Source organism: Lysinibacillus sp. UBA6686 (assembly GCF_002455205.1).
GTDB classification, from domain to species: domain Bacteria; phylum Bacillota; class Bacilli; order Bacillales_A; family Planococcaceae; genus Lysinibacillus; species Lysinibacillus pakistanensis.
In genome coordinates, this window is the sequence record NZ_DKJS01000008.1 from 33,478 (window position 1) to 54,032 (window position 20,555).

Consider the following 20,555-nt stretch of genomic DNA (forward strand, 5'->3'; position numbering starts at 1 on the left):
TCATTTTCACTAGAGAATGGATTACGAGCTAAAATGAATCTACCGGGGATTACAATGAAAATAAGATATCTTTTAACAGCAACTGTAGTGTTGTCGATTGTGTCACTGTTTATCGGAGTAGTGAATATTAAACCGAGTGATCTATTAGACTTCCAATCAGAAGAAACTAGACTATTTTTAATTAGTCGTGTGCCAAGACTTGTAGCAATTTTACTGGCTGGTGCAGGTATGAGTATTGCTGGTTTAATTATGCAAAGCTTAAGTAGGAATAAGTTTGTGTCACCCACAACAGCAGGTACTTTAGATGCTACAAAATTGGGCGTGCTGATTTCGATGATGTTTTTTACAAATGTCACGTACTTTCAAAAAATTTCCTTCGCTTTCCTATTTGCTTTAGCCGGCACACTATTATTTATGCAAATATTAAATCGGATTAAATTTAAAGATGCAATCTTTATACCGCTTATTGGCTTGATGTTTGGGAATATCCTTTCGTCTATTACGACATTCTTTGCGTATAAGGCAGATATTATCCAAAACATTTCTGCATGGTTACAAGGAGATTTCTCATTAATGATGAAAGGTCGTTATGAACTTTTATACATAAGTGTACCCGTGCTGATTTTTGCTTACATTTATGCAAACCGTTTCACAGTCGCTGGTATGGGTGAGGACTTTGCTAAAAACCTTGGTCTCTCCTACAAGTTTGTTGTGAATTTTGGTTTAGTGTTAGTAGCCCTTATTTCAACAACAGTGGTGCTTACTGTTGGTGTGATTCCTTTCCTTGGGTTAATCATTCCAAATATCATTTCGCTGTTCAAGGGGGATAATCTTGCAAAAACATTGCCTCATACTGCTTTGCTAGGGATGTCGTTCTTACTATTATGCGACATTTTAGGGCGTGTGCTGATTTACCCTTATGAAATTCCAATTAGTATGACAGTTGGTGTCATCGGAAGTGCGATCTTCCTAATTATGTTGTTTAGGGGGAAAGCATATGCGTAACCATACAAAGATGTTGATTTTAATTGGTCTTGCAGTAGCTTCTATCTTACTGTATGTATTTTATGAACTAAATGGAAACTATCATTATGCGTTCCCTCGCCGCCTTATTAAAGTCGTAGCGATGTCGTTAACGGGAATAGCTATTGCATATTCTACTGTGGTTTTTCAAACAATTACACATAATCGTATTTTAACGCCAAGTGTAATGGGACTAGATGCATTATATATGATGGTTCAAACATGTATCTATTATTTCTTTGGTTCAATGTCGATATTTGTGATTAGCGCTCAATACAATTTTTTACTTGCTGTTTCAGCAATGGTTGTCTTTGCATTAATTTTCTATCGCGTATTGTTCAAAGAGGGGAAGCGCCCAATTTACTTCTTACTGCTTGTCGGTATGATAGTAGGAACGTTTTTAGGAAGTGTGACAACGTTCTTCCAAGTTTTAATTGATCCGAATGAATTTTTAAGCTTACAAAGTAAAATGTTTGCAAGCTTCAATAATGTGAATTCGGATTTAGTGTGGCTTGCAGCTATTGCAATTATTGTTGCCTTTCTCTATGGCTGGCGACATATGAGCCAGTTAGACGTAATGTCTCTTGGTCGTGATACAGCTATTAACTTAGGAGTGCCATACGATAAGCTTGTACAACGCATGCTTATACTGTCCTCGGTATTAATTGCAGTATCTACTGCTCTTGTTGGACCCATTACATTCTTTGGTTTAATCGTAGCAAATTTATCTTATCAATTTTTCAAAACGTACAAGCACTCTGTGTTAATAGCAGGTTCTTGTGTGATGAGTATTGTTGCTTTAGTCGGTGGTCAATGGATGGTTGAACGAATTTTCAACTTTAATACAACACTTAGCGTTATTATTAACTTTGTAGGTGGCGTGTACTTCATCTACTTATTATTGAAGGAAAGTAGGTCAGCAGGATGATCCAAGTAAAGGAACTCTCCAAGTTTTTTGGCAAAAAACCGGTCATTCAAGATGTCAGTGTGGACGTTGCCCCAGGGAAAATTACGTCATTTATTGGACCAAATGGTGCAGGTAAATCAACATTACTTTCAATGGTAAGCCGTTTACTAAATGCAGATACTGGAGAAGTATTACTCGATAAATCAGATGTACGTCGTTGGAAATCAGATGACTTTGCAAAGCGAGTTTCTATTTTGAAGCAATCAAACTATATGAATGTACGTCTAACTATTCGTGAGCTTGTGTCATTTGGCCGTTTCCCTTATTCAAAAGGAAATTTAAAGCCAGAAGATGAGCTAAAGGTAGATGAAGCTATTCAATATATGAATTTAGAAGATATGCAGCACAATTATTTGGATGAATTATCAGGTGGTCAGCGTCAGCGTGCTTTTATTGCTATGGTTATAGCTCAGGATACGGACTATATACTGCTTGATGAACCACTTAACAATTTAGATATGAAGCACTCTGTGCAAATCATGAAAATTTTACGAAAGCTAGTGGATGAGCTAGGTAAAACGGTTGTTATTGTATTGCATGATATTAACTTTGCATCCGTATATTCCGATCATATCGTAGCCTTAAAAAATGGGCGTGTTGTAAAAGACGGGCCAACAAATGACATCATCAACTCGGATGCTTTGAAGGAAATCTATGATATGGATATCCCGGTTCAGGAACAGAATGGCTGTCGTATTTGTGTGTATTTTAACTCTTAGTAGTAATAGATGGTCCAACCATCATCAAACAATAAATTTTAATTTTAAAGGAGCAATTTTACAATGAAGAATTGGAAATTACTTACTATATTAATGGCGATGATGCTATTAGTATTAGCTGCTTGTAGTTCTAAGGAAGAAGATAAAGAAGATGATAAAGGAACAACAACTGATAAACCAGCTGAAGAACAAAAGGAAGAAGCCTCAGCATATCCAATCACAATCCCAGGTAGCACAAGCGGAGAAAGCACATTTAAAGAAGTAACACTTAAGGAACAACCAAAAAACATTGTCGTATTTGACTATGGTTTCCTTGATACTTTAGATGCTTTAGGAGTAGAAGTTGCAGGTATTCCTCAACAATCTGTTCCTAGTTATTTAAGCAAATATACTGATACAACTTATGTAAATGTTGGTTCTTTAAAAGAGCCTGATTTCGAAGCTATTTCTTCAATGGCTCCTGATATTATTTTCATTTCTGGTCGTCAAGCTTCTGCTTACGAGGAACTTTCTAAAATCGCGCCTACAGTATTTGTTGGGGTAGATAACGCTAATTTTGTAGAATCATTCAAAACGAATACTGAATTAGCTGGTAAAATCTTTGGTAAAGAAAAAGAAGCTGCTGATGCATTTGCTGCATATCAAGCTAAAGTAGAAGAATTAAAAGCGAAAACTACTACATCAGAAGAGAAAGCTTTAATTGTTTTAGGCTCTGAAGGCTCATTATCTGCATATGGTCCTGGTTCACGCTTTGGTGTGATTCATGATGTATTTGGTGTAAAAGCTGCTGATGAAAACATTAAAGTTGATACTCATGGTGACAATGTAAGTTTTGAATATATTCGTGATACAAACCCAGATATTTTATTTGTAGTTGACCGTGACGCTGCTGTAAACCCAGAAGGTGAGTCAGGTACAAAAGCTGCAATTGAAAACGAAATCGTAGGTGCTACTAATGCCGCGAAAAATAACAAAATCTTCTACCTTGATCCTCAAGTATGGTATTTATCAGGTGGTGGATTAACTTCTGAAACACAAAAAGTTGAAGATGTCTTAAAGGCGTTTAATTAATATGTTTGTACAAATTAAACGAATTGTAGTGACGGAAGGGAATTCGGATAAGGTTGTGGAACGTTTTGGTGCTAAGTCAGACGGGCCATCGCTTCTTGAGCAGCAACCTGGCTTTGTTGATAAGCAGGTACTTGTTAAAAAAGTGCGCCGTGGTGATGAAGAAGTGCTAATCATGGTTCGTTGGGAATCAGAGGAAGCATGGAAAAATTGGGAGAAGAGTCCTGAACATATTGCAGGTCACAAGGCAAGCGCAGGCAAGCCGAAGCCTGAACACGTTATTGAAAGCGGACAAGAAGTTTACTATGTAAAAGGCTAATAAAGGTAAGGTGTCTCAATTTGAGGCACCTTTTTTGATGTAAAAGAGGAGAAGGAAGGCAATTAGAAACCTTCCAAAAGACAGATAAGTGAGCGAGGGATTTGCAGATTATTAAGTGGATCGTTCAATCTAGCATCAAAATTAAGTTAATGTTTAATTGTCGTTCTATTCCATGTATTAAAGGCCTTAGTAATATTAAAAGAAATACCACTATCATTAATGGAAACGCCCGCTAAATTGGCGGTAGGTTGATATTGTGTCCAATTCGTTTCCTTCATCGTTGATAAATTACCAGATGAGGAGATATCGATTGCCAAATCGGTATTACTATGATAAATGGAGGAGCCAATTAAATTCTCCTCTTGTCTAATAACGGAAGTATTAGAATCATTATTAGTCATAGATGCACCTCTTGCATTAATAATGGTGCAATGTGTAGTTGTATATAGGATTGGTGCATTAATATTTAGCCCAGAGGTAAATGGAATGACTAAAGGTGATACAGACCAGCCTTCTTCAAAAACTCTTATAATTCCGTAAGGTTCAATAAACATGTCCAACCTTTGTTGAAAAGTATCCTCAAATCCAGGTATCTCACTAATAAAATTCGATAATGTAGTATTATTTTTATATTCTGCCAAGGTTTCCAAATAAGCTTGTTGCTCGGCTTTAATAATAATCTGTTCAATGCTTTGTTGTTCATGTGAAGGTTTTTTGATGATAATTTCTTCTTCTGAGACAGAAATTGCACAAGAAAAAGTAGCCGTAAGGATTAGAACATTTTCATTTACTCCATTTTTCATTTCAATCACTCCCAGTTTCGGAGAATCCTTAATAGATTTAAATTCTTCCTATATTTAAATTAAATACCTTATGCCCAAATGCTTAATCGTAGCTTTATTTAAGCGTAACATCAGTAAGGACGCCATTTCAATGGTGAGTTTACGCCAAAAAATGGCGGTCGGTTAGACAACACCGCCACTTTTTTTACTAATTCTTAACAAAAAAATGGCGTGATGTCTATGAATACCGCCATTTTTTGGCGGTAATTACGTTTGAGAAAATATGGTAAATATTCCCTAAAAAACAAAAGTATGTAGTATTATTTCCCATTAAAATGTATAATATTTATTAATATATTTAAAGGGGGAAGGGACTATTGAAGGGTCTTGATGAACATATTAATGAATCATTGGACATTATTTTGGAAAACGAGACTATGTTGGGCTATGATTTAAAATCGATGCTAAAAAGCTTTAAAGAGGAAAAAAGAACAGTAGGCTATTCATTTGGGAGACTCTGTGTTTTGCATTATGAAGCATTTACAGAGCGTTTAGATAAGGATATTTATAAAGTAGCCGCGGCTATTGAGCTTCTTATTTTGTCATTTGATATTATAGATGATTTGCAAGATAAGGATTCAGACTATAGCTGGAGTAAAACACCTGAGTTATCATTAAATGTTGCATTGGCTATGCTAGTAATGGCTTCTAAAATAATACGTGAAACCACATTTGAACACAAAAATAGGGCTATTCAAATTCTTGAGGAGTACGCATTAGGTAGCATTAACGGACAGCAGCTTGATTTACTCAATAACTGTAGAGATGAGCAGTCCTATTTACAAATGATTGAACAAAAATCAGGTTCATTAACAGCACTGAGTTGCCTAATTGGGGAAGTGCTTGCGAAAGGTGAAATCTCTTCTCAGGTGAAGGAATATAGTAAATACATAGGCATTATTCAACAAATTAAAAATGATATTCAGGGTTTAAAAACCTGGGGCCGGAAAAATGATTTGCTAAATAAAAGATACTCATTGCCTATTATTTATCTTTTATCACAGAAAAATGATGTTTCAAATTCTGTAAAAAACTATTATAATGATGATATAGTTGCAGTTTTGGATAATAATGCTACAGAAAACGAGTTGACAAATGGTGGTGCAATACGTTATGCCATAACCATTAAAAATGTCTATAAGTTTAAAGCATTGAGCTATCTTGAAAATGTAGCTATAAAAGAAGTAGGTAAAGATTACCTAAAAAAACTTATGAAATGAGGAGAGATTATTATGATGAACGTAATTCAGTATCTAGAACAAAACCCAGCCCTAGTTACACTTTTAAAGGAACAAAAAGCCTCATTGATTGGAATTTCAGCTGTGGAACAAAAAGCAATTTTAGATGCATTTAATAATGAAATTGATTTAGAGGGCGGAATTTGGAACTAAAATTATTATCAGGTAGGATTTTTTGGCGCGCTATAAGTCTCTATTTAGCAATTGGTCTTTTTTTGCTATATGTGAATTATAGCGGGCCTTTTTTGAATATAGGGCTTAAGGAAGAGGAAGGACAATGGGTAATCACTGATTTCTATTACAAAGAATGGGCAATGGATCAAAATATATCTACAGGTGATATTGTTGTAAATGTTAATGATACACCGATTGAAGATTTGGATAATGTTAAATACTTATCTACAATATTATCTGCGCATGATTTAACGATCATTAAACAGAACGGGGAGAAAGTAAATGTAAAGATACATCATTTTGATATCCCTCAGCAATTTTACTATCTTTTGGTGATGCCTGCTTGTTATTATTTTATAACTTTAATTATCACTTCTTACCTTTACTTTAAACAAAAAAATACAAAACTTATAAATCTACTAATTCTTTTTATGCTCACAGTTTCTATAGCATACGTTAGTAGCGGAGCTTCGGGAAGATTGAATTCTGCTGGGATTATCATTAACCGTGGAAGCATGTTGTTATGCCTAGTGTTATTACTACACTTTTTAAGGAATTATTATACATTTTTAAAAACAAACTGGTTGCTTTCTAACAATATAAAATTATTTTATTTACTACCCGTGATAGCCATGATTTTGGGCTGTATTGGCATTATATATCCATCTTCTCATAATTTACTTTCTAATGTTGTATTAGCTATTTTCTTCATTTTCCTAATTATCATACTTAGTATATTATTGCTAAGCTATTTCAAATATAAATCGCCTCAGTTGAAGATGTTGCTGAATAGTATTATGATTCCTTTTCTGCCATTCCTATTTCTATATGCATTCCCTAACATCTTATTTCATCGATACATTCTTTCAGCTGAAATTAGTGCTCTATTTTTATTATTAATTCCTTTTAGTTTTATTTTTACACAGCTAGCTGAACGATTATTTGATATTGAATATCATATTACAAGACTTCGTTATTATGTGATTTTTTCATTATTGTTTACTGTGTGGTTTACAGTTGGCTTATATTGGATTGCAGGTAAATATTTAACGATGACTGTCGTATCAGGTGTTTCATTCTTTACCTTTGTATCTGTAGTTGTACTTTTTTACATAAAAGAAAAGGTTGATTATCGAAAACGAAAAATCCTATTTTCAACAAAAGGTGATTACATACATCAGCTATATACTGCGGTAGATCGAATTGGTAAAACTATTAAAATAGATGAACTATTAAAGAAATTTGCGCAAGAGGTTTCGCTGCATCTTGAGCTAGAGGATGTATTTGTATTAACCTATGACTATGGTATCCATCAATTTACTTCAACGGCTGAGGGAAAAAGGCTTTCGTTTAATCCTCTAGTTATAGAGGATTTGAAATTGGGAGAGATTCGAAAAATCGACAAAGTCTACATAGCCTTTCTCCATCAAGATGCTCATTGTAAAAGAGCCTTAGTATTGGGGCATAATAATTCGATTCATTTAAAAGAAGAAGAGCTTTTATGGCTAGAATTGCTCCTGCTTTATGTTAATAATTTTATTGAAAATACAAAGATGGTGGAAGAACTGTTAGAGGAATTAAAGCATATGAAGCAAGCAGACGATAGTCATTTACCGTGGTTAAACAAACTACTCTGGCTACGCTTTGAAGAAGAAAAATATCAATTGGCACAGGAATTACATGATACCAATTTGCAAGAGCAACTGCATATTGCTCGAGAGGTTGATGCTCTTGTTAATGCAAAGAACACGGCAGAAATTCAAGAAAAACTTGCAAAAATTCATAAGCAGATGGTTGCTTCCCTACATGATTTAAGAACCTATTGTGAAAATTTGAAGCCTCCATTACTTGATACGTTAGGATTAAATGCAGCTTTAGAGAAGCTGATTCGAAAGGTAACAGAAAGAGCTAATTTTATGTTACTTTATACGATAGATCGCCTTTACCTAGAGGATGAACGTATGAACTTAATGATCTATCGACTCTTTCAGGAATTGCTCAATAATGCTTTAAAACATTCCTACGCTAGAACGGTTGAAATACATCTTCAAGAGACTGATGATGGATTTGAAATTTTTTACAAAGATGATGGTATTGGCTGCAATGTTGATGATATTATTATTGCAGAATCAATGGGGATTCGTGGTATGCAAGAGCGTGTAAAAGCCTTTAACGGGCAATTTTATATTGAGTCGCAAATTAATGAAGGGATGTCGATTAGAATTACAGTAAAAGAAGGAAGTGACACACTTGATTACGATGCTCATAGTGGATGATCACCCTATTGTGTTAGAGGGAACAAAAAATTTATTTCAAGAAAACGAAGACATTATCGTTGATACAGAATGCGATGCAACAAATGTTATCCAGAGAATTAGAAATAACCCCTATGATATTTATTTGATAGATATAAATATGCCATTAGAAAATGGTATAAATTTAGCCCGTAACATTAAAGCTATTCAGTCAAAAGCTTCAATTATTCTTTATACAGGTGATGATATTACGGATTATTATCCGCTTATCTTAGAAAGAAAAATAGAAGGAATTTTGGCGAAAACAGCTTCCAAGGAACAAATATTAAGGACTGTACGCGCTATTGCTAATGGAGAAATTGTTTTACCTCAAAATTTCTTAGACTTTCTCGATAATAGATTTAAATTGCAAGATGCTAAGCTTGATATTCATTTAAATGAAAAAGAAAAGAAAATTTTAAGATTGATTGCCGAAGGACATACGAATAAGGCGATAGCAATTGAGCTAAATATTCCTCAGCGAACAACAGAAAGATATTTAACACAGTTGTTTTCTTTGCTAAATGTTGACTCACGTACAGAGGCTGTAAATCTTGCTGAAAGAATGAATTTACTCTAGTGCAACTATGTGTTATAATAAAATGGAACTGGTATATATTTCAATAAAAAGGGAGACATTAGGTAGTTTCAAACTCCCATATATTAACTTAGGTAAAATTTCCTTATTCACAATACTAAATACCTATATTTTTCTTTTGACACCGCCAAAAAATGGCGGTGTTTTTTATATATACGCCAAATCACGCCAAAATTTTCATTAAAGACCGCCATAAAATTGGCGTAAACCTAACATTGAAATGGCGGTATAAGTACTGGTACGCTTATGTTAATCGTGGTTAAGTAAATTTTGCTGTAGTAAGTAATAATAGACAAAAAATTTGTAAAAAAGGTACCTTGCTATCTATGAATAAAGTAGAAATTGTAGATTTTTTAAAGTTACTAGCTAGTCAACGTACTTCACCATAAAACTTTATATAAAGGTAGGCGTGTATTTTGAAAGTAGAACTTGAAAATTTATTTTCTATAGATGAATCTAATCAAGATCAAGTCATTAAAGTGTATAATCGCTATGGAATTTTTATCGGTGCGCCTGAAATTAGAAAAAGAAATTTAAAGGCATCATTTAATCCAATTTTTACATTAAATGAAGAAGTAACATATGAACAAGTAGCTGCATTATATAAATCTTTGGAGCGCGAATTAGGGATTGTTTCTATTGGAGAACGTTTTTACTTTGATTTTTCAGATAGTGAATATGAGCAAGCACCATTGTTTACCTTAAATTCAACAGGCAATTCACCTGATATGTTTGTAGATGATAAAGGAACTCTATTTTCCATAAGTACTTATTGTCAACATTGTGGGCTAATGGAAAAAGAGCAACTTTCACCAATTGTTATTGATACAACAGAAATGAAAGATCGCCATCTTGTACACGTGAGCGGATATTGGATAGCTTCACAGGAATTAGTAGCATTAATGGAGCAGGAGGACATTCAAGGTTATGAGCTACTTGAGGTAATCCATCAGGGGACAGAGGAAGGTAAGCAAAAGGCATTTCAAATTATACCTACACAAGTATTGCCCCAATGTAGTAATGAAAGAGTGAAATTATATTTTGCAACGGAGCAACCGCCATGTCGATGTGGATTAAGTGGTGTTATTAATGGCCCAGATATATACAAGAATGAAGACTTGAAAGATCTGACAGGTGATGTATTCTACTCAGCAGAGTGGAGTCATGATGGCAGATATTTGTACCGAAAAACTTTGTTTAGTAGAAAGTTCAGAGAAATTATTATTAAAAACAATATTTCTCGTGAGGTAAGAGGCGAAAAGGATAAAAACTTTGGACCTAGAGATTGGTTATTTGACCCTGTACTTTTAAAATAAGCTTTCTGACAATGATATAAAGATGAGGAAGTGTTTATTTTGTTTAGAAAAATAATACCTATCATTGCAATATTGTTTATCGTTGCATTAGCTGTTTCCAATTATTTCAATACAACTAATAAAATAACATTTGTTATGGTTCAAGAAAATGAAAGCAGTTGTTCATTGATCTAGACAAATGGAATATTTACCCCTTGCTAATTAAAATATGATATGATGTGGAAAATAAAATAGCAGGGTGAAGTAAGGTATGAAAACTTTGGTATATCCATTAGCATTATTAACACTAATTATCTATTGTTGGCTACAGGTTAATTTTCAAAGTCATTCGATTGAAAATTTTGATACAAAAATGGCAGAGTTTTTTTTCGGGAATCGTTTTATTGAATTTTTTCATTATATCGGCGAACCTGTATTTGTAATTTTTGTAGCTCTTATTTTAATTGTTTATTTAGCTTGGCAGGCAAAAAATTATCGAGGTATTTTATTTGTTTTATTAACAATAGCGGGTGGTAATGTACTGAATCAAATTTTAAAAAAATGGGTACAACGACCACGACCTGAAATCGAAGAGCAACTTACTTCTTTCAGTTTTCCATCTGGACATTCTATGACGGGGATTTTATATTTATTCACAACAGCCTATATTTTATCGGAAAACAATAGTAAAGGACGTAAAATTTTGCTTTGGATTGGCGCAATCATTTTAACTGTTCTTATTGGTTTGTCTCGAGTTGCTGGTGCTCGTCATTTTGCTTCCGATGTGTTGGCTGGCTGGAGCATGGGCTATACGTGGTTCATCATTTGTATGTTTTGGTATGGACGTCGAAAGCGATATTTTCAAAGAAATCAATAATGGCATGTATAGAGGGAGCTGGCATACTAAGCATAGCTCCCTTTGTTATATAGAAATTTAAGTAGCTTATTATAAGGGAATACCTTGCTCAACCTCTATAAGCTTTTTTACAACCTCTAAGCAGTCATAAAATGTTTCGAATGGTTTATAGGGAAGATCGAGTTCTTTACAGCGTGTTATAAGATGATCTCTAGCAAGTACTAAGTCTGCCTGTTTAGCAGCCTCAAAATCAGATAGGGAGTCCCCAATCACAATTTTAAAATAATCACTCTGTGTAACTTTGCGCATGACACTTGGCTTACAGCAGCCACAACCCTGCGTATTAAAATTAGAACATTCCTCATCACAACTGTTTGGAAAGACAAGCTTGATTTGCCGCCCCGAAAAATCAGCACGATTACAATATATACCTGAAAATGGCCCATAGCTTTCTAACAGAGGGTCTATGAAAAAATCAACTCCGCTGCTAACGATATAAAATGGAATCTGCTTTTCCTGTGCAAAGCTCACAAAATCCCCAAAGCCTTCACGTATAATGACCGTATCTAATAAATAGTCGATGATAGCTTCTTTTTGGTTAGCTAACAATAGCTCGAACATGGCTGAAACACCTTCTTTAAAGGATATGGTTTGTTCCATCATTGCTTTTGCGATTTTCTCAGAATCCTCTGGTACGAATTGAGTCATGAGTGCGACGATATTATCAGTTTCTGTTATGGTGCCATCGAAATCACAGAAAATAATTGGTTTCAAGCTACTTCCTCCTTCAAGAAAAAACGTCTACCTTTTCAGTAGACGTTTAAACATTACTTTACTTGTATACCATGTTCATCGGCTTTTGTTAGGATAATTTGATGATCTGGAAATTTATTTTTCATAGCTTTTACAAAATCGTCAGCAATAGTGGTTGGAATAATGGAAATAAGAGTTGGTCCAGCTCCACTTAATGCTGTTCCAAATGCACCATTCGCCTTAGCCTCTTTATGAATTTCTGTATAGTTTGGAATTAATTTTGCCCGGAATGGCTCATGGAATAAATCAGCTTCCATATAGCGACCTGCTCGCTTGAAATCACGTGCCATTAATGCAGCGGCGAGCATATTGGCATTTGCTGAAGCATGCACTGCATATGTGCGTTCAAATTGCTCTGGTAGCACAGAACGAGATTCGCTTGTTTTTAGTTCAACATCCGGTACAAAGACCACAAAGGCAGCGTCAATATCATTGACATGGAATGTATCGACAATGCCGTTCTCATTCATTGAAGAAATGGTTAAGCCACCTAATACTGATGCGGTAGCATTATCTGGATGTCCTTCAATTTGTGAGGATAAATTAAGTTTATCCTGCACAGATAAGCCTAACTCACAGACCTGGTTAGCAAGCTCGATGCCAGCCACAATAACGGCTGCGCTACTTCCTAAACCACGTGCTAACGGAAGCTCACTTGCCATCTCTACACGACACGCAGGGAGCTGTTTTCCGAATTGATCAGCAATTTTTTTAGCAATTACGTATAGTAAATGCTCCTCTAACTCAAACTCTTTAGGACCATTATCATCGAGATGGATAATTTCCCAATTTTCTTGAACAGAAACAGTTAGCTTTAAGTAAAGGGACAAGCCAAGTCCTATCGAATCAAAGCCAGGGCCTAGATTGGCTGTGCTCCCAGGAACTGAGATTTGCCACATTTTACTCATAGTACGCCCTCAATGTATTGGCGAATTTCTTCTTCATTATTTTTAAGAGAAACAACCTCTACTGTTGAAACATTCATTGCAGTATCAGGATCTTTTAGTCCATTACCTGTGAAGATTGTAACAACTTTTGAGCCTTTAGCGATTTTGCCATTTTCAACAGATTTAATAACACCAGCTAATGATGCAGCAGAGCCTGGTTCTACGAAAATGCCCTCTGTACCAGCAATTAATCTATAGGCTGCAACGATTTCTTCGTCTGTAACGGAATCAATAATGCCACCAGACTCATCTCGAGCTGCCTCTGCTAATTTCCAACTTGCTGGATTTCCGATACGTATTGCTGTTGCTACAGTTTCTGGTTCAGCAATTGGTTCTCCTTTTACAATGGCTGCGGCACCTTCCGCTTCAAAGCCATACATCTTTGGAAGACCACAGCTTTTTGCAGCGTTGTATTCTTTAAAGCCCTTCCAGTATGCAGTAATGTTGCCTGCATTACCAACAGGGATGCATAGATAATCTGGTGCTGCTCCTAAAGCATCTACGATTTCGAATGAGGCTGTTTTTTGACCCTCAATCCGGTATGGATTTACTGAGTTTACAAGAGCTACAGGAGTAGTTTCACTTACTTGACGGACAATGTTTAAGGCATCGTCAAAGTTTCCGTCGATTTCGATAATCTTTGCACCATACATTGTTGCCTGTGCTAGCTTACCTAGAGCTACTTTGCCCTTAGGAATAACTACAATTGACTGGATTCCAGCGCGTGTTGCATAAGCAGCAGCTGCGGCTGAAGTGTTACCTGTAGACGCACAAATTACGCATTTGCTTCCATCTTCAATGGCCTTTGCAACGGCAAATACCATACCTCTATCTTTGAATGAGCCTGTTGGATTTGCTCCTTCGATTTTTCCATAAAGCTCAATCCCAAGCTTTTTGGATAAGTTAACCAAATGTATAAGAGGTGTATTACCTTCGTTTAAAGTTAGGGCAGGTGTATTTTCTGTTACGGGTAAAAATTGTTTATATTCTTCAATTAAGCCTTTCCACATAACGTTTACGATCTCCTTTTGTTCTTATAGAAAGAACAGTTGTTTTTGTATAAAAGACATTTTAACGCAAATCGTACTATATTTTCAATAGCATTTAAGAAATTGTCGAAACAATTCGGTAATTTGAATATTGCTTGTCACTTTCTTGAAACAACTGTATAGTATACACATAATGTAAAGTCAAGTGTAAAGACAGGTGGTTATATGACAACAAACACAGTTAAAACAAATAGGACTCAACAATCTATCTCGCGTAATAAGCTTTTAGGGGTAGCGGGTGTTGGCTGGCTTTTCGATGCAATGGATGTAGGAATTTTATCGTTCGTGATTGCAGCTCTAGCAGCAGATTGGGGGCTAGCACCTAATCAATCAGGTTGGATAGGCAGCATTAATTCTATCGGAATGGCTGTAGGGGCACTCGTTTTCGGTGTATTTGCTGATAAAGTAGGCAGAAAACAAATTTTTATGTGGACATTGGTATTGTTTTCGATTGCAAGTGGTTTATCCGCGTTTACAACTACTTTATTTGCATTTATGGCCTTACGCTTTTTAGTAGGCATGGGGCTTGGTGGAGAGCTTCCTGTTGCCTCAACATTAGTTTCTGAAAGTGTTGAAGCTAAGGAAAGAGGAAGGGTAGTTGTTTTACTAGAAAGCTTCTGGGCAGCAGGGTGGTTAATTGCAGCACTGATATCCTATTTTGTTATTCCTACATGGGGCTGGCGTGTTGCTTTATTGTTAACAGCGCTTCCAGCAGTATATGCAATTTATCTTCGCTGGCATTTACCAGATTCCCCTCAGTTTACGGTAAAAGCAGAATCGAAGAAACGTAGTATAGGACAAAATATTGTAGAAGTATGGTCGAAGAAATATGCACGTTCCACTTTTATGCTGTGGGTGCTATGGTTCACGGTAGTATTTTCTTATTACGGAATGTTTTTATGGCTTCCTAGTGTTATGGTTGGTAAAGGATTTGATATGATCTCAAGCTTTAAATATGTGCTCATTATGACGCTTGCTCAGCTGCCTGGCTATTTCACTGCCGCGTGGTTTATAGAAAAATTTGGGCGGAAATTTGTACTTGTTTCCTATTTAATTGGAACGGCTGTAAGTGCTTTCATTTTTGGAAATGCTGAGACGCTGGCAGTCTTGTTAACGTCTGGAATGTTTTTGTCATTCTTTAATTTAGGAGCATGGGGTGCTCTTTATGCTTATACTCCTGAGCAGTATCCGGCTGTGATTCGTGGTACAGGTGCGGGGATGGCGGCAGCAGTTGGACGTATCGGGGGTATTTTTGGTCCTCTTCTAGTAGGTTCATTATTAACAGCGGGGTATGATATTGGTTTTATTTTTGCAATTTTCTGCGGAGCTATCATTATTGGCGTTATTGGAGTGCTATTTTTAGGAAAAGAGACAAAACAAATCGAATTAGATTAATTAGAAATGTCTTGGGCTATTAATAGTCCAAGACATTTTATTTTTGGTAAGTATAATGCTGTTTTACAAAAAGGCTATTAATTATTGCTCTTTTAATACATAAAAATTAGAATTTGTTAATTTTTATACAATTAATTTCTTGAATCTGTTAAAATAAAAAATCAATATAAAGTTCCTTTCAATTAATAAAGTTGATAAAGATACTAGGGTTAATAAAAATATAATGAATTTTTGTCAATTTATTGCGAACTATTATATTAGCAAGTTAAAGCGCTAAAGATTTTTCTGAAAAGTCATTGTATTCAAATTGTAATCGTGATACTGTATTTTTAATCGAATTTAGAGTCAGTAGTAAACAATCTCCATTCGTGATAATTTCATTGAAAGAAAGGTTGTTAGAGATGAGCATTAATGAAGAAATAAAAAGAAGGTTTGTTAGGTTATCGAAGGGACAACGCAAAGTTGCACAATTTGTTATGAACAACCCCACGGCTATAATTGGTAACGGTGCGGCTGAAGTTGGGAGACAAGCAAATGTGAGTGAATCGACAGTTATCCGTTTTTGCTATGCGATGGATTTATCGGGTTATGTAGAGCTTCAGGAAGAAATTAGAGGTTATTTATTGTCTCAAAATGGGACTAGTCTTCAACCTACATATACTTCAAATAAACAGCAAAACACAGGCTTTGGTAAGATTATGCAACGTGATAGTCAAAATATTCAAGATACGATCCATCTGATTAATGACAGTATGCTGCAGAAAAGTTCGAAATGGATGCATACGGCAGATAATATTTATATTTTAGGTACTCGTCAAGCTGCATCTATTGCAAACTGGTTATCCTATACACTAAGAACTTTACGCTCAAATGTTAAGCAGCTTCGTTCAGATTCCGATGATATTGTTCAGCAAATTAATAGCATGGGAGAGCATACAACACTAATCGTTTTCTCATGTGATAAGCATACTAATGATATAAAAACTATCGTTGAAATTGCAAAGATGAAAAAGGCAAAAATAATTGCCATTACAGGGTCAGCTTTGTCACCTATTCGTGATTATGCAAGTGCAATATTTGCACTTGGTATGAAAAACCAAACGTCGCTGGATATTGTTCCCGTTTTATTTTCGTTTCTACATGCATTAATTGAGGAAATGATTAGTCAGGATAAGGCGCAATATGATAAATATCAGCAATCCTATGAACAGGTAGAAAATAATTTATTATTCTTGGATGCAGCAAGAGAAAAGCAAGTTTTTTAAGGCATTAGGCGCGTAGAACGTTACTGTTCTATGCGTTTTTTTAAGAAAACAGAAAAAAGATGCCCAAATAAGTTTTAGACACCTTGAAAAGAAGCTTATAAAATCTTACTGAAGCTGTATTCGTTCATGTAGCGATTGTTTAACTTAATGGCGTTTTTTCGAATTCCTTCTTGCTGAAAACCTAATTTGTTGAATAAATTTAAGGCGATATCATTATGCTCCATAACAGACAATTCTAAGCGTGAGATTTCTCGCTGTTTAGACCATTTCTCAACTGCCTCCATGAGTGCTAAACCAATTCCTTTTCCTTGGTACTCTTCTTTAACAGCTAGGTGAATAGATGCAACGTGTTTATTTTTAGAATGCTTGTGGCCATGGATAACTGCATAGCCAGCAAAACTACCATTTAATATACAAAGTAAAATTGTTCTGTTTTTTAGTTGCTTCCAGTAGGTTAAATTTTTACGAAGCTGTTGTACAGTTAAATCCAATTCATCTTGGACGTTATACATAAAGTCAGTTTGTTCAAAGATCTCTTCCTGTAAATGTATAAATGATCTAGCATCTGATGCTTCGATTGCTCGGATTATGTAGGCAGATGGGATGTCATCATCATTAGAGATATTATTCGCTGTAGCCTTCATTTGTGTACGTGAGAAAGTTACACTAGTTCCAAGTTTAATGTCAATGACGTAGTAACCTGCATTTGTCCATGTCAAATAGTGTGTAAGAGGAGGCTTTGTTTTTTTCCACCAGCTTTTATTCAAATAAGCTGCATTTGGTAAGGCTTGTCCCATAATATTTTCGAGTTCGCTAAAGGATAAAGTAATTTCTTGTTGTAAAGCTACTTCAAAATAATTTGCTAAAGGAATATACTTTTTTTCCATCTTCTTTGTCATTGTAATCCCCATTTCCTGTATATCCTAAAATATAGACTATCTGATAATAGCATAAACTTATGGTTTCTTAAATATAAAAACGCAACTATATATCTATTTATTTCAATTATTTTTAATGAAGTATTAATAATTAATAATAAATGTTAAAAATAGGATGGTAAAAAAATATAAAAATATAGTTATTGAGGAAAATATTCATCTACTAGCTTGCCTATGTATCTTCTTTAACCTATGGGGAAAGTAAGATAAGTAATATGTAGAAGTTATTTTGATATACGGAAAATATCAAAGGGATTTTTAAAGCAAGTATATTGAAAGCACTGATAGACAAAGTTTTACTTTCTATCACGATAGTTCATAGGGTATGATAAAATAAAATAAATGTTATTGCTATTTAGGAGGAGTAATTTTAATGAGTAAAGTTTTAGTTTTTGGTCATAAAAATCCTGATACAGACACAATTACATCTGCCATTGTCTATGCATATTTAAAGCAAAAATTAGGGATAGATGCTGAAGCAGTTCGTCTAGGTGAAGTAAACAACGAAACACAGTTTGCTTTAGATAAATTTGGCTTTGCGGCACCACGTTCCATCTCATCAGTAGTAGGAGCAGAAAAAGTAATTCTTGTAGACCACAATGAATTCCAACAATCTGCTGATGGCATTGAAGAAGTACAAATTACAGAGGTAATTGATCATCACCGTATTGCCAACTTCAAAACAGCTGATCCTTTATACTACCGTGCTGAACCTGTGGGCTGTACTGCTACAATTTTAAATAAAATTTTCAAGGAGAATAGCATTGAAATACCTGCAAATATTGCGGGATTAATGCTTTCTGCTATTGTTTCAGACACATTACTATTCAAATCACCTACTTGTACAGAGCAAGATATAAAAGCTGGTGAGGAATTAGCGTCAATTGCAGGAGTTGACATCGCAGAGTACGGTTTAGCAATGCTGAAAGCAGGTGCCGACCTTTCAGATAAATCATTAGAGGATCTTTTATCATTAGATGCAAAAGAGTTCCAGTTCGGGGAATATAAATCTGTAGTTGCTCAGGTGAACGCTGTTGATATGAATGACGTGCTTGGACGCCAAGAAGAATTAGAAATTTTATTAAATAAAAATGTTGCAGAAAATGGATTAGATTTATTCTTTTTTGTTGTGACAGATATCTTAAATAATGATTCAACAGCTGTTGCAATTGGACAAGTAGCAGAGGCTGCAGCAAAAGGATTTGGAGCTGAGTTAGTAAATAATCGAGTTATTTTACCGGGTGTAGTATCTCGTAAAAAACAAATTGTACCAATTTTAACGGACGCATTGAAATAATAGAGAAAAGAGGCTGTCTTCGAAAAGACAGCCTCTTTTATTCTAATTTTAATGGCTGTACAGCAGGACCTTCAAGAACTTCTCCCTTGGCATTGAAGCGGGACCCATGACATGGGCAATCCCAAGTTTCATCAGCTTCATTCCATTTAGTTTTACAGCCTAAATGCGTGCAAGTTGGTGTATTGGCATGTCTAAGATAGCCACTGACAAATTCCTTGGCTACAAATCCTCCAACCTTAAGCATTTGCATAAATTGAGCACCAAATTTTGTACGTGCTGGTGAATAAAGAGCAATTGCACCGTCTTCACTCCTTGAACCTGTAATTAAGGAAGACAATATATCTCCAGCTACAAATGAGTTAGAGATTCCCCATTTACGGTAACCAGTTGCAATGAGGACATTAGGCTGCGATTTTGCAATTCTTCCTACATAAGGAATCATGTCAGGTGTTTCAATATCCTGTGCGGACCAACGATAGATTGGTTCTTGCTCGAAATGCGCCCTCATTTCTCCTTCGATGGCTTCATAATAGGGTTCTGTGTTCGCTTTTTCACCTGCAATATGGTTAGCACCACCTAACACTAAATAATGCTCATTGTTTATGGTAGCTGTACGAATTGAACGAGATGGGAAATCTACACAGAGATACTGCCCTTGCATTGTTTCATTAATTTTGCTAGCGACCATATAGGAGCGGCTGTTAGAAAGCTTAAAAAGATGTAGCCCTTTAAAGGCTTCAATGGGGTAATGTGAACACAAAATAAGTTTGTTATATTGAACCGACATATTATTTTCGGTATGTAAATTATTTTGTGATATGTTTAATTGCTGCACACGAGTATTTGTATAGAGTTTTGCACCCATTGATAATGCTTCTTTTGCAAGAAAATTACAAACCTCCACTGGATTTATTTGCGCCTGCTGCGACATACTAAGTGCTTTTGTAATTGGGAAAGGAAGCTCTGTTTCAGAGGTGATCTTTGCTTTGATATTTAAAACTTTGTAGGCATTCCATTCTTTTAATAGCTGTTCATATCCTGTTTTTGTTTGGCAATAAAGTAATGATTCTACTTGCTGGACACTATTCTTCGGAAGTAATTGCATCGCTTTTTCAATAGCGAGCTGATTGAGCTGATAATAAAGCCTGGCTTCCTCTACTGATAGTTTTTCAATAAGTTCTGAATAAACTAGGCTATGCTGTGCAGTTAATTTTCCTGTTGAATGACCAGTCGTACCATGGCCTAAATGTGTATTTGCTTCAAGTAAGACTACGTCAACACCCGATTTAGCCAAGGTATAGGCTGTATAGAGACCTGTCAAGCCTCCTCCAATAATGCATACATCACAAGTTGTAGAAGCATTTAGAGATGTTAAGGAGATGGAATCAGATGTTGCAAGCCAAAGAGATTGTATCATACATAAAATCCTCACATTGTTTTTACGTTCAGTATGTAGAT

The 20,555-nt window shown here is 35.3% G+C and carries 20 protein-coding genes; 14 read left to right on the forward strand and 6 right to left on the reverse strand.

Translation table 11 applies throughout. The features are described from left to right. Positions 1 to 54 precede the first annotated feature (54 nt). From B2R82_RS02220 to B2R82_RS02240, 5 genes are all read left to right on the forward strand, one after another. On the forward strand, positions 55 to 1,005 hold the full coding sequence (locus B2R82_RS02220) for an ABC transporter permease (RefSeq protein WP_286923314.1): 951 nt from the start codon (positions 55 to 57) through the stop codon (positions 1,003 to 1,005). Beyond that, complete coding sequence (locus tag B2R82_RS02225) at positions 998 to 1,951, forward strand: iron chelate uptake ABC transporter family permease subunit (protein WP_286923315.1); 954 nt, start codon at positions 998 to 1,000, stop codon at positions 1,949 to 1,951. The genes B2R82_RS02220 and B2R82_RS02225 overlap by 8 nt, the downstream gene beginning before the upstream one ends. After that, positions 1,948 to 2,709: an ABC transporter ATP-binding protein gene (locus B2R82_RS02230; RefSeq protein WP_283869842.1), complete on the forward strand. Its 762-nt coding sequence runs from the start codon at positions 1,948 to 1,950 to the stop codon at positions 2,707 to 2,709. Before B2R82_RS02225 ends, B2R82_RS02230 begins: the two co-directional genes overlap by 4 nt. A 63-nt stretch (positions 2,710 to 2,772) precedes the next feature. Then, on the forward strand, positions 2,773 to 3,780 hold the full coding sequence (locus B2R82_RS02235) for a siderophore ABC transporter substrate-binding protein (protein WP_286923316.1): 1,008 nt from the start codon (positions 2,773 to 2,775) through the stop codon (positions 3,778 to 3,780). A gap of 1 nt (position 3,781) precedes the next feature. After that, entirely contained in the window at positions 3,782 to 4,096 is a 315-nt protein-coding gene (locus tag B2R82_RS02240; RefSeq protein ID WP_286923318.1) for an antibiotic biosynthesis monooxygenase family protein, read from the forward strand. A gap of 146 nt (positions 4,097 to 4,242) precedes the next feature. Here B2R82_RS02240 and B2R82_RS02245 read toward each other — a convergent pair whose 3' ends face one another. Then, positions 4,243 to 4,899, reverse strand: a complete 657-nt coding sequence (locus B2R82_RS02245; protein ID WP_286923319.1) for a hypothetical protein — start codon at positions 4,897 to 4,899, stop codon at positions 4,243 to 4,245. A 356-nt stretch (positions 4,900 to 5,255) separates the two neighbouring features. Between B2R82_RS02245 and B2R82_RS02250 the strand changes: the two genes are divergently transcribed. The 6 genes from B2R82_RS02250 (at position 5,256) to B2R82_RS02275 (ending at position 11,414) form a co-directional block, all read left to right on the forward strand. Further along, positions 5,256 to 6,158: a polyprenyl synthetase family protein gene (locus tag B2R82_RS02250; protein WP_286923320.1), complete on the forward strand. Its 903-nt coding sequence runs from the start codon at positions 5,256 to 5,258 to the stop codon at positions 6,156 to 6,158. Positions 6,159 to 6,170: 12 nt separating this feature from the next. Continuing rightward, the gene (gene comX, locus B2R82_RS02255) at positions 6,171 to 6,329 is read left to right on the forward strand and encodes a competence pheromone ComX (RefSeq protein WP_286923321.1); all 159 of its coding nucleotides are present in this window, start codon (positions 6,171 to 6,173) and stop codon (positions 6,327 to 6,329) included. Between the two features lie 17 nt (positions 6,330 to 6,346). Further along, a complete protein-coding gene (locus B2R82_RS02260; RefSeq protein ID WP_286923338.1) occupies positions 6,347 to 8,626 on the forward strand; it encodes a sensor histidine kinase in 2,280 nt (759 codons plus the stop codon). Beyond that, positions 8,610 to 9,224 carry a response regulator gene (locus B2R82_RS02265; RefSeq protein ID WP_283872933.1) on the forward strand — a complete coding sequence of 205 codons (615 nt, stop codon included), beginning with the start codon at positions 8,610 to 8,612 and terminating at the stop codon, positions 9,222 to 9,224. Before B2R82_RS02260 ends, B2R82_RS02265 begins: the two co-directional genes overlap by 17 nt. Before the next feature lie 434 nt (positions 9,225 to 9,658). Continuing rightward, positions 9,659 to 10,558, forward strand: coding sequence for a hypothetical protein (locus B2R82_RS02270; RefSeq protein WP_286923322.1), 900 nt, complete (start codon positions 9,659 to 9,661; stop codon positions 10,556 to 10,558). 250 nt (positions 10,559 to 10,808) lie between these two features. Further along, entirely contained in the window at positions 10,809 to 11,414 is a 606-nt protein-coding gene (locus B2R82_RS02275; protein WP_286923323.1) for a phosphatase PAP2 family protein, read from the forward strand. A 69-nt stretch (positions 11,415 to 11,483) separates the two neighbouring features. Here the strand turns inward: B2R82_RS02275 and B2R82_RS02280 are convergent, their stop codons facing one another. The 3 genes from B2R82_RS02280 to thrC are packed head-to-tail and all read right to left on the reverse strand — an operon-like array spanning position 11,484 to position 14,163. After that, positions 11,484 to 12,167, reverse strand: coding sequence for a 2-hydroxy-3-keto-5-methylthiopentenyl-1-phosphate phosphatase (locus B2R82_RS02280; protein ID WP_286923324.1), 684 nt, complete (start codon positions 12,165 to 12,167; stop codon positions 11,484 to 11,486). Between the two features lie 53 nt (positions 12,168 to 12,220). Further along, the gene (gene thrB, locus B2R82_RS02285; protein ID WP_286923325.1) at positions 12,221 to 13,114 is read right to left on the reverse strand and encodes a homoserine kinase; all 894 of its coding nucleotides are present in this window, start codon (positions 13,112 to 13,114) and stop codon (positions 12,221 to 12,223) included. After that, a complete protein-coding gene (gene thrC, locus B2R82_RS02290) occupies positions 13,111 to 14,163 on the reverse strand; it encodes a threonine synthase (RefSeq protein WP_286923326.1) in 1,053 nt (350 codons plus the stop codon). Before thrC ends, thrB begins: the two co-directional genes overlap by 4 nt. 204 nt (positions 14,164 to 14,367) lie before the next feature. On the opposite strand from thrC, the gene B2R82_RS02295 reads away from it, so the two are divergent. Continuing rightward, positions 14,368 to 15,597, forward strand: a complete 1,230-nt coding sequence (locus B2R82_RS02295; RefSeq protein ID WP_286923327.1) for an MFS transporter — start codon at positions 14,368 to 14,370, stop codon at positions 15,595 to 15,597. Positions 15,598 to 15,998: 401 nt separating this feature from the next. Further along, positions 15,999 to 16,862, forward strand: a complete 864-nt coding sequence (locus B2R82_RS02300) for a MurR/RpiR family transcriptional regulator (RefSeq protein ID WP_286923328.1) — start codon at positions 15,999 to 16,001, stop codon at positions 16,860 to 16,862. A 95-nt stretch (positions 16,863 to 16,957) separates the two neighbouring features. Here the strand turns inward: B2R82_RS02300 and B2R82_RS02305 are convergent, their stop codons facing one another. Next, entirely contained in the window at positions 16,958 to 17,761 is an 804-nt protein-coding gene (locus B2R82_RS02305) for a GNAT family N-acetyltransferase (RefSeq protein ID WP_286923329.1), read from the reverse strand. A gap of 412 nt (positions 17,762 to 18,173) precedes the next feature. On the opposite strand from B2R82_RS02305, the gene B2R82_RS02310 reads away from it, so the two are divergent. After that, the gene (locus B2R82_RS02310) at positions 18,174 to 19,097 is read left to right on the forward strand and encodes a manganese-dependent inorganic pyrophosphatase (protein WP_286923330.1); all 924 of its coding nucleotides are present in this window, start codon (positions 18,174 to 18,176) and stop codon (positions 19,095 to 19,097) included. A gap of 37 nt (positions 19,098 to 19,134) precedes the next feature. On the opposite strand, the gene B2R82_RS02315 is transcribed toward B2R82_RS02310, so the two are convergent. Next, positions 19,135 to 20,514 carry an FAD-dependent oxidoreductase gene (locus B2R82_RS02315; RefSeq protein ID WP_286923331.1) on the reverse strand — a complete coding sequence of 460 codons (1,380 nt, stop codon included), beginning with the start codon at positions 20,512 to 20,514 and terminating at the stop codon, positions 19,135 to 19,137. Positions 20,515 to 20,555 lie beyond the last annotated feature (41 nt).

What these genes read in the sequence shown, in the direction of transcription:
- B2R82_RS02240 (WP_286923318.1), top strand. Translation starts at nt 3,782, where the DNA reads ATGTTTGTACAAATTAAACGAATTGTAGTGACGGAAGGGAATTCGGAT.
- B2R82_RS02220 (WP_286923314.1), top strand. Translation starts at nt 55, where the DNA reads ATGAAAATAAGATATCTTTTAACAGCAACTGTAGTGTTGTCGATTGTG.
- B2R82_RS02275 (WP_286923323.1), top strand. Translation starts at nt 10,809, where the DNA reads ATGAAAACTTTGGTATATCCATTAGCATTATTAACACTAATTATCTAT.
- B2R82_RS02310 (WP_286923330.1), top strand. Translation starts at nt 18,174, where the DNA reads ATGAGTAAAGTTTTAGTTTTTGGTCATAAAAATCCTGATACAGACACA.
- comX (WP_286923321.1), top strand. Translation starts at nt 6,171, where the DNA reads ATGATGAACGTAATTCAGTATCTAGAACAAAACCCAGCCCTAGTTACA.
- B2R82_RS02315 (WP_286923331.1), bottom strand. Translation starts at nt 20,514, where the DNA reads ATGATACAATCTCTTTGGCTTGCAACATCTGATTCCATCTCCTTAACA.
- B2R82_RS02295 (WP_286923327.1), top strand. Translation starts at nt 14,368, where the DNA reads ATGACAACAAACACAGTTAAAACAAATAGGACTCAACAATCTATCTCG.
- B2R82_RS02235 (WP_286923316.1), top strand. Translation starts at nt 2,773, where the DNA reads ATGAAGAATTGGAAATTACTTACTATATTAATGGCGATGATGCTATTA.
- B2R82_RS02225 (WP_286923315.1), top strand. Translation starts at nt 998, where the DNA reads ATGCGTAACCATACAAAGATGTTGATTTTAATTGGTCTTGCAGTAGCT.
- B2R82_RS02245 (WP_286923319.1), bottom strand. Translation starts at nt 4,899, where the DNA reads ATGAAAAATGGAGTAAATGAAAATGTTCTAATCCTTACGGCTACTTTT.
- B2R82_RS02230 (WP_283869842.1), top strand. Translation starts at nt 1,948, where the DNA reads ATGATCCAAGTAAAGGAACTCTCCAAGTTTTTTGGCAAAAAACCGGTC.
- B2R82_RS02305 (WP_286923329.1), bottom strand. Translation starts at nt 17,761, where the DNA reads ATGACAAAGAAGATGGAAAAAAAGTATATTCCTTTAGCAAATTATTTT.
- thrB (WP_286923325.1), bottom strand. Translation starts at nt 13,114, where the DNA reads ATGAGTAAAATGTGGCAAATCTCAGTTCCTGGGAGCACAGCCAATCTA.
- B2R82_RS02300 (WP_286923328.1), top strand. Translation starts at nt 15,999, where the DNA reads ATGAGCATTAATGAAGAAATAAAAAGAAGGTTTGTTAGGTTATCGAAG.
- B2R82_RS02265 (WP_283872933.1), top strand. Translation starts at nt 8,610, where the DNA reads ATGCTCATAGTGGATGATCACCCTATTGTGTTAGAGGGAACAAAAAAT.
- thrC (WP_286923326.1), bottom strand. Translation starts at nt 14,163, where the DNA reads ATGTGGAAAGGCTTAATTGAAGAATATAAACAATTTTTACCCGTAACA.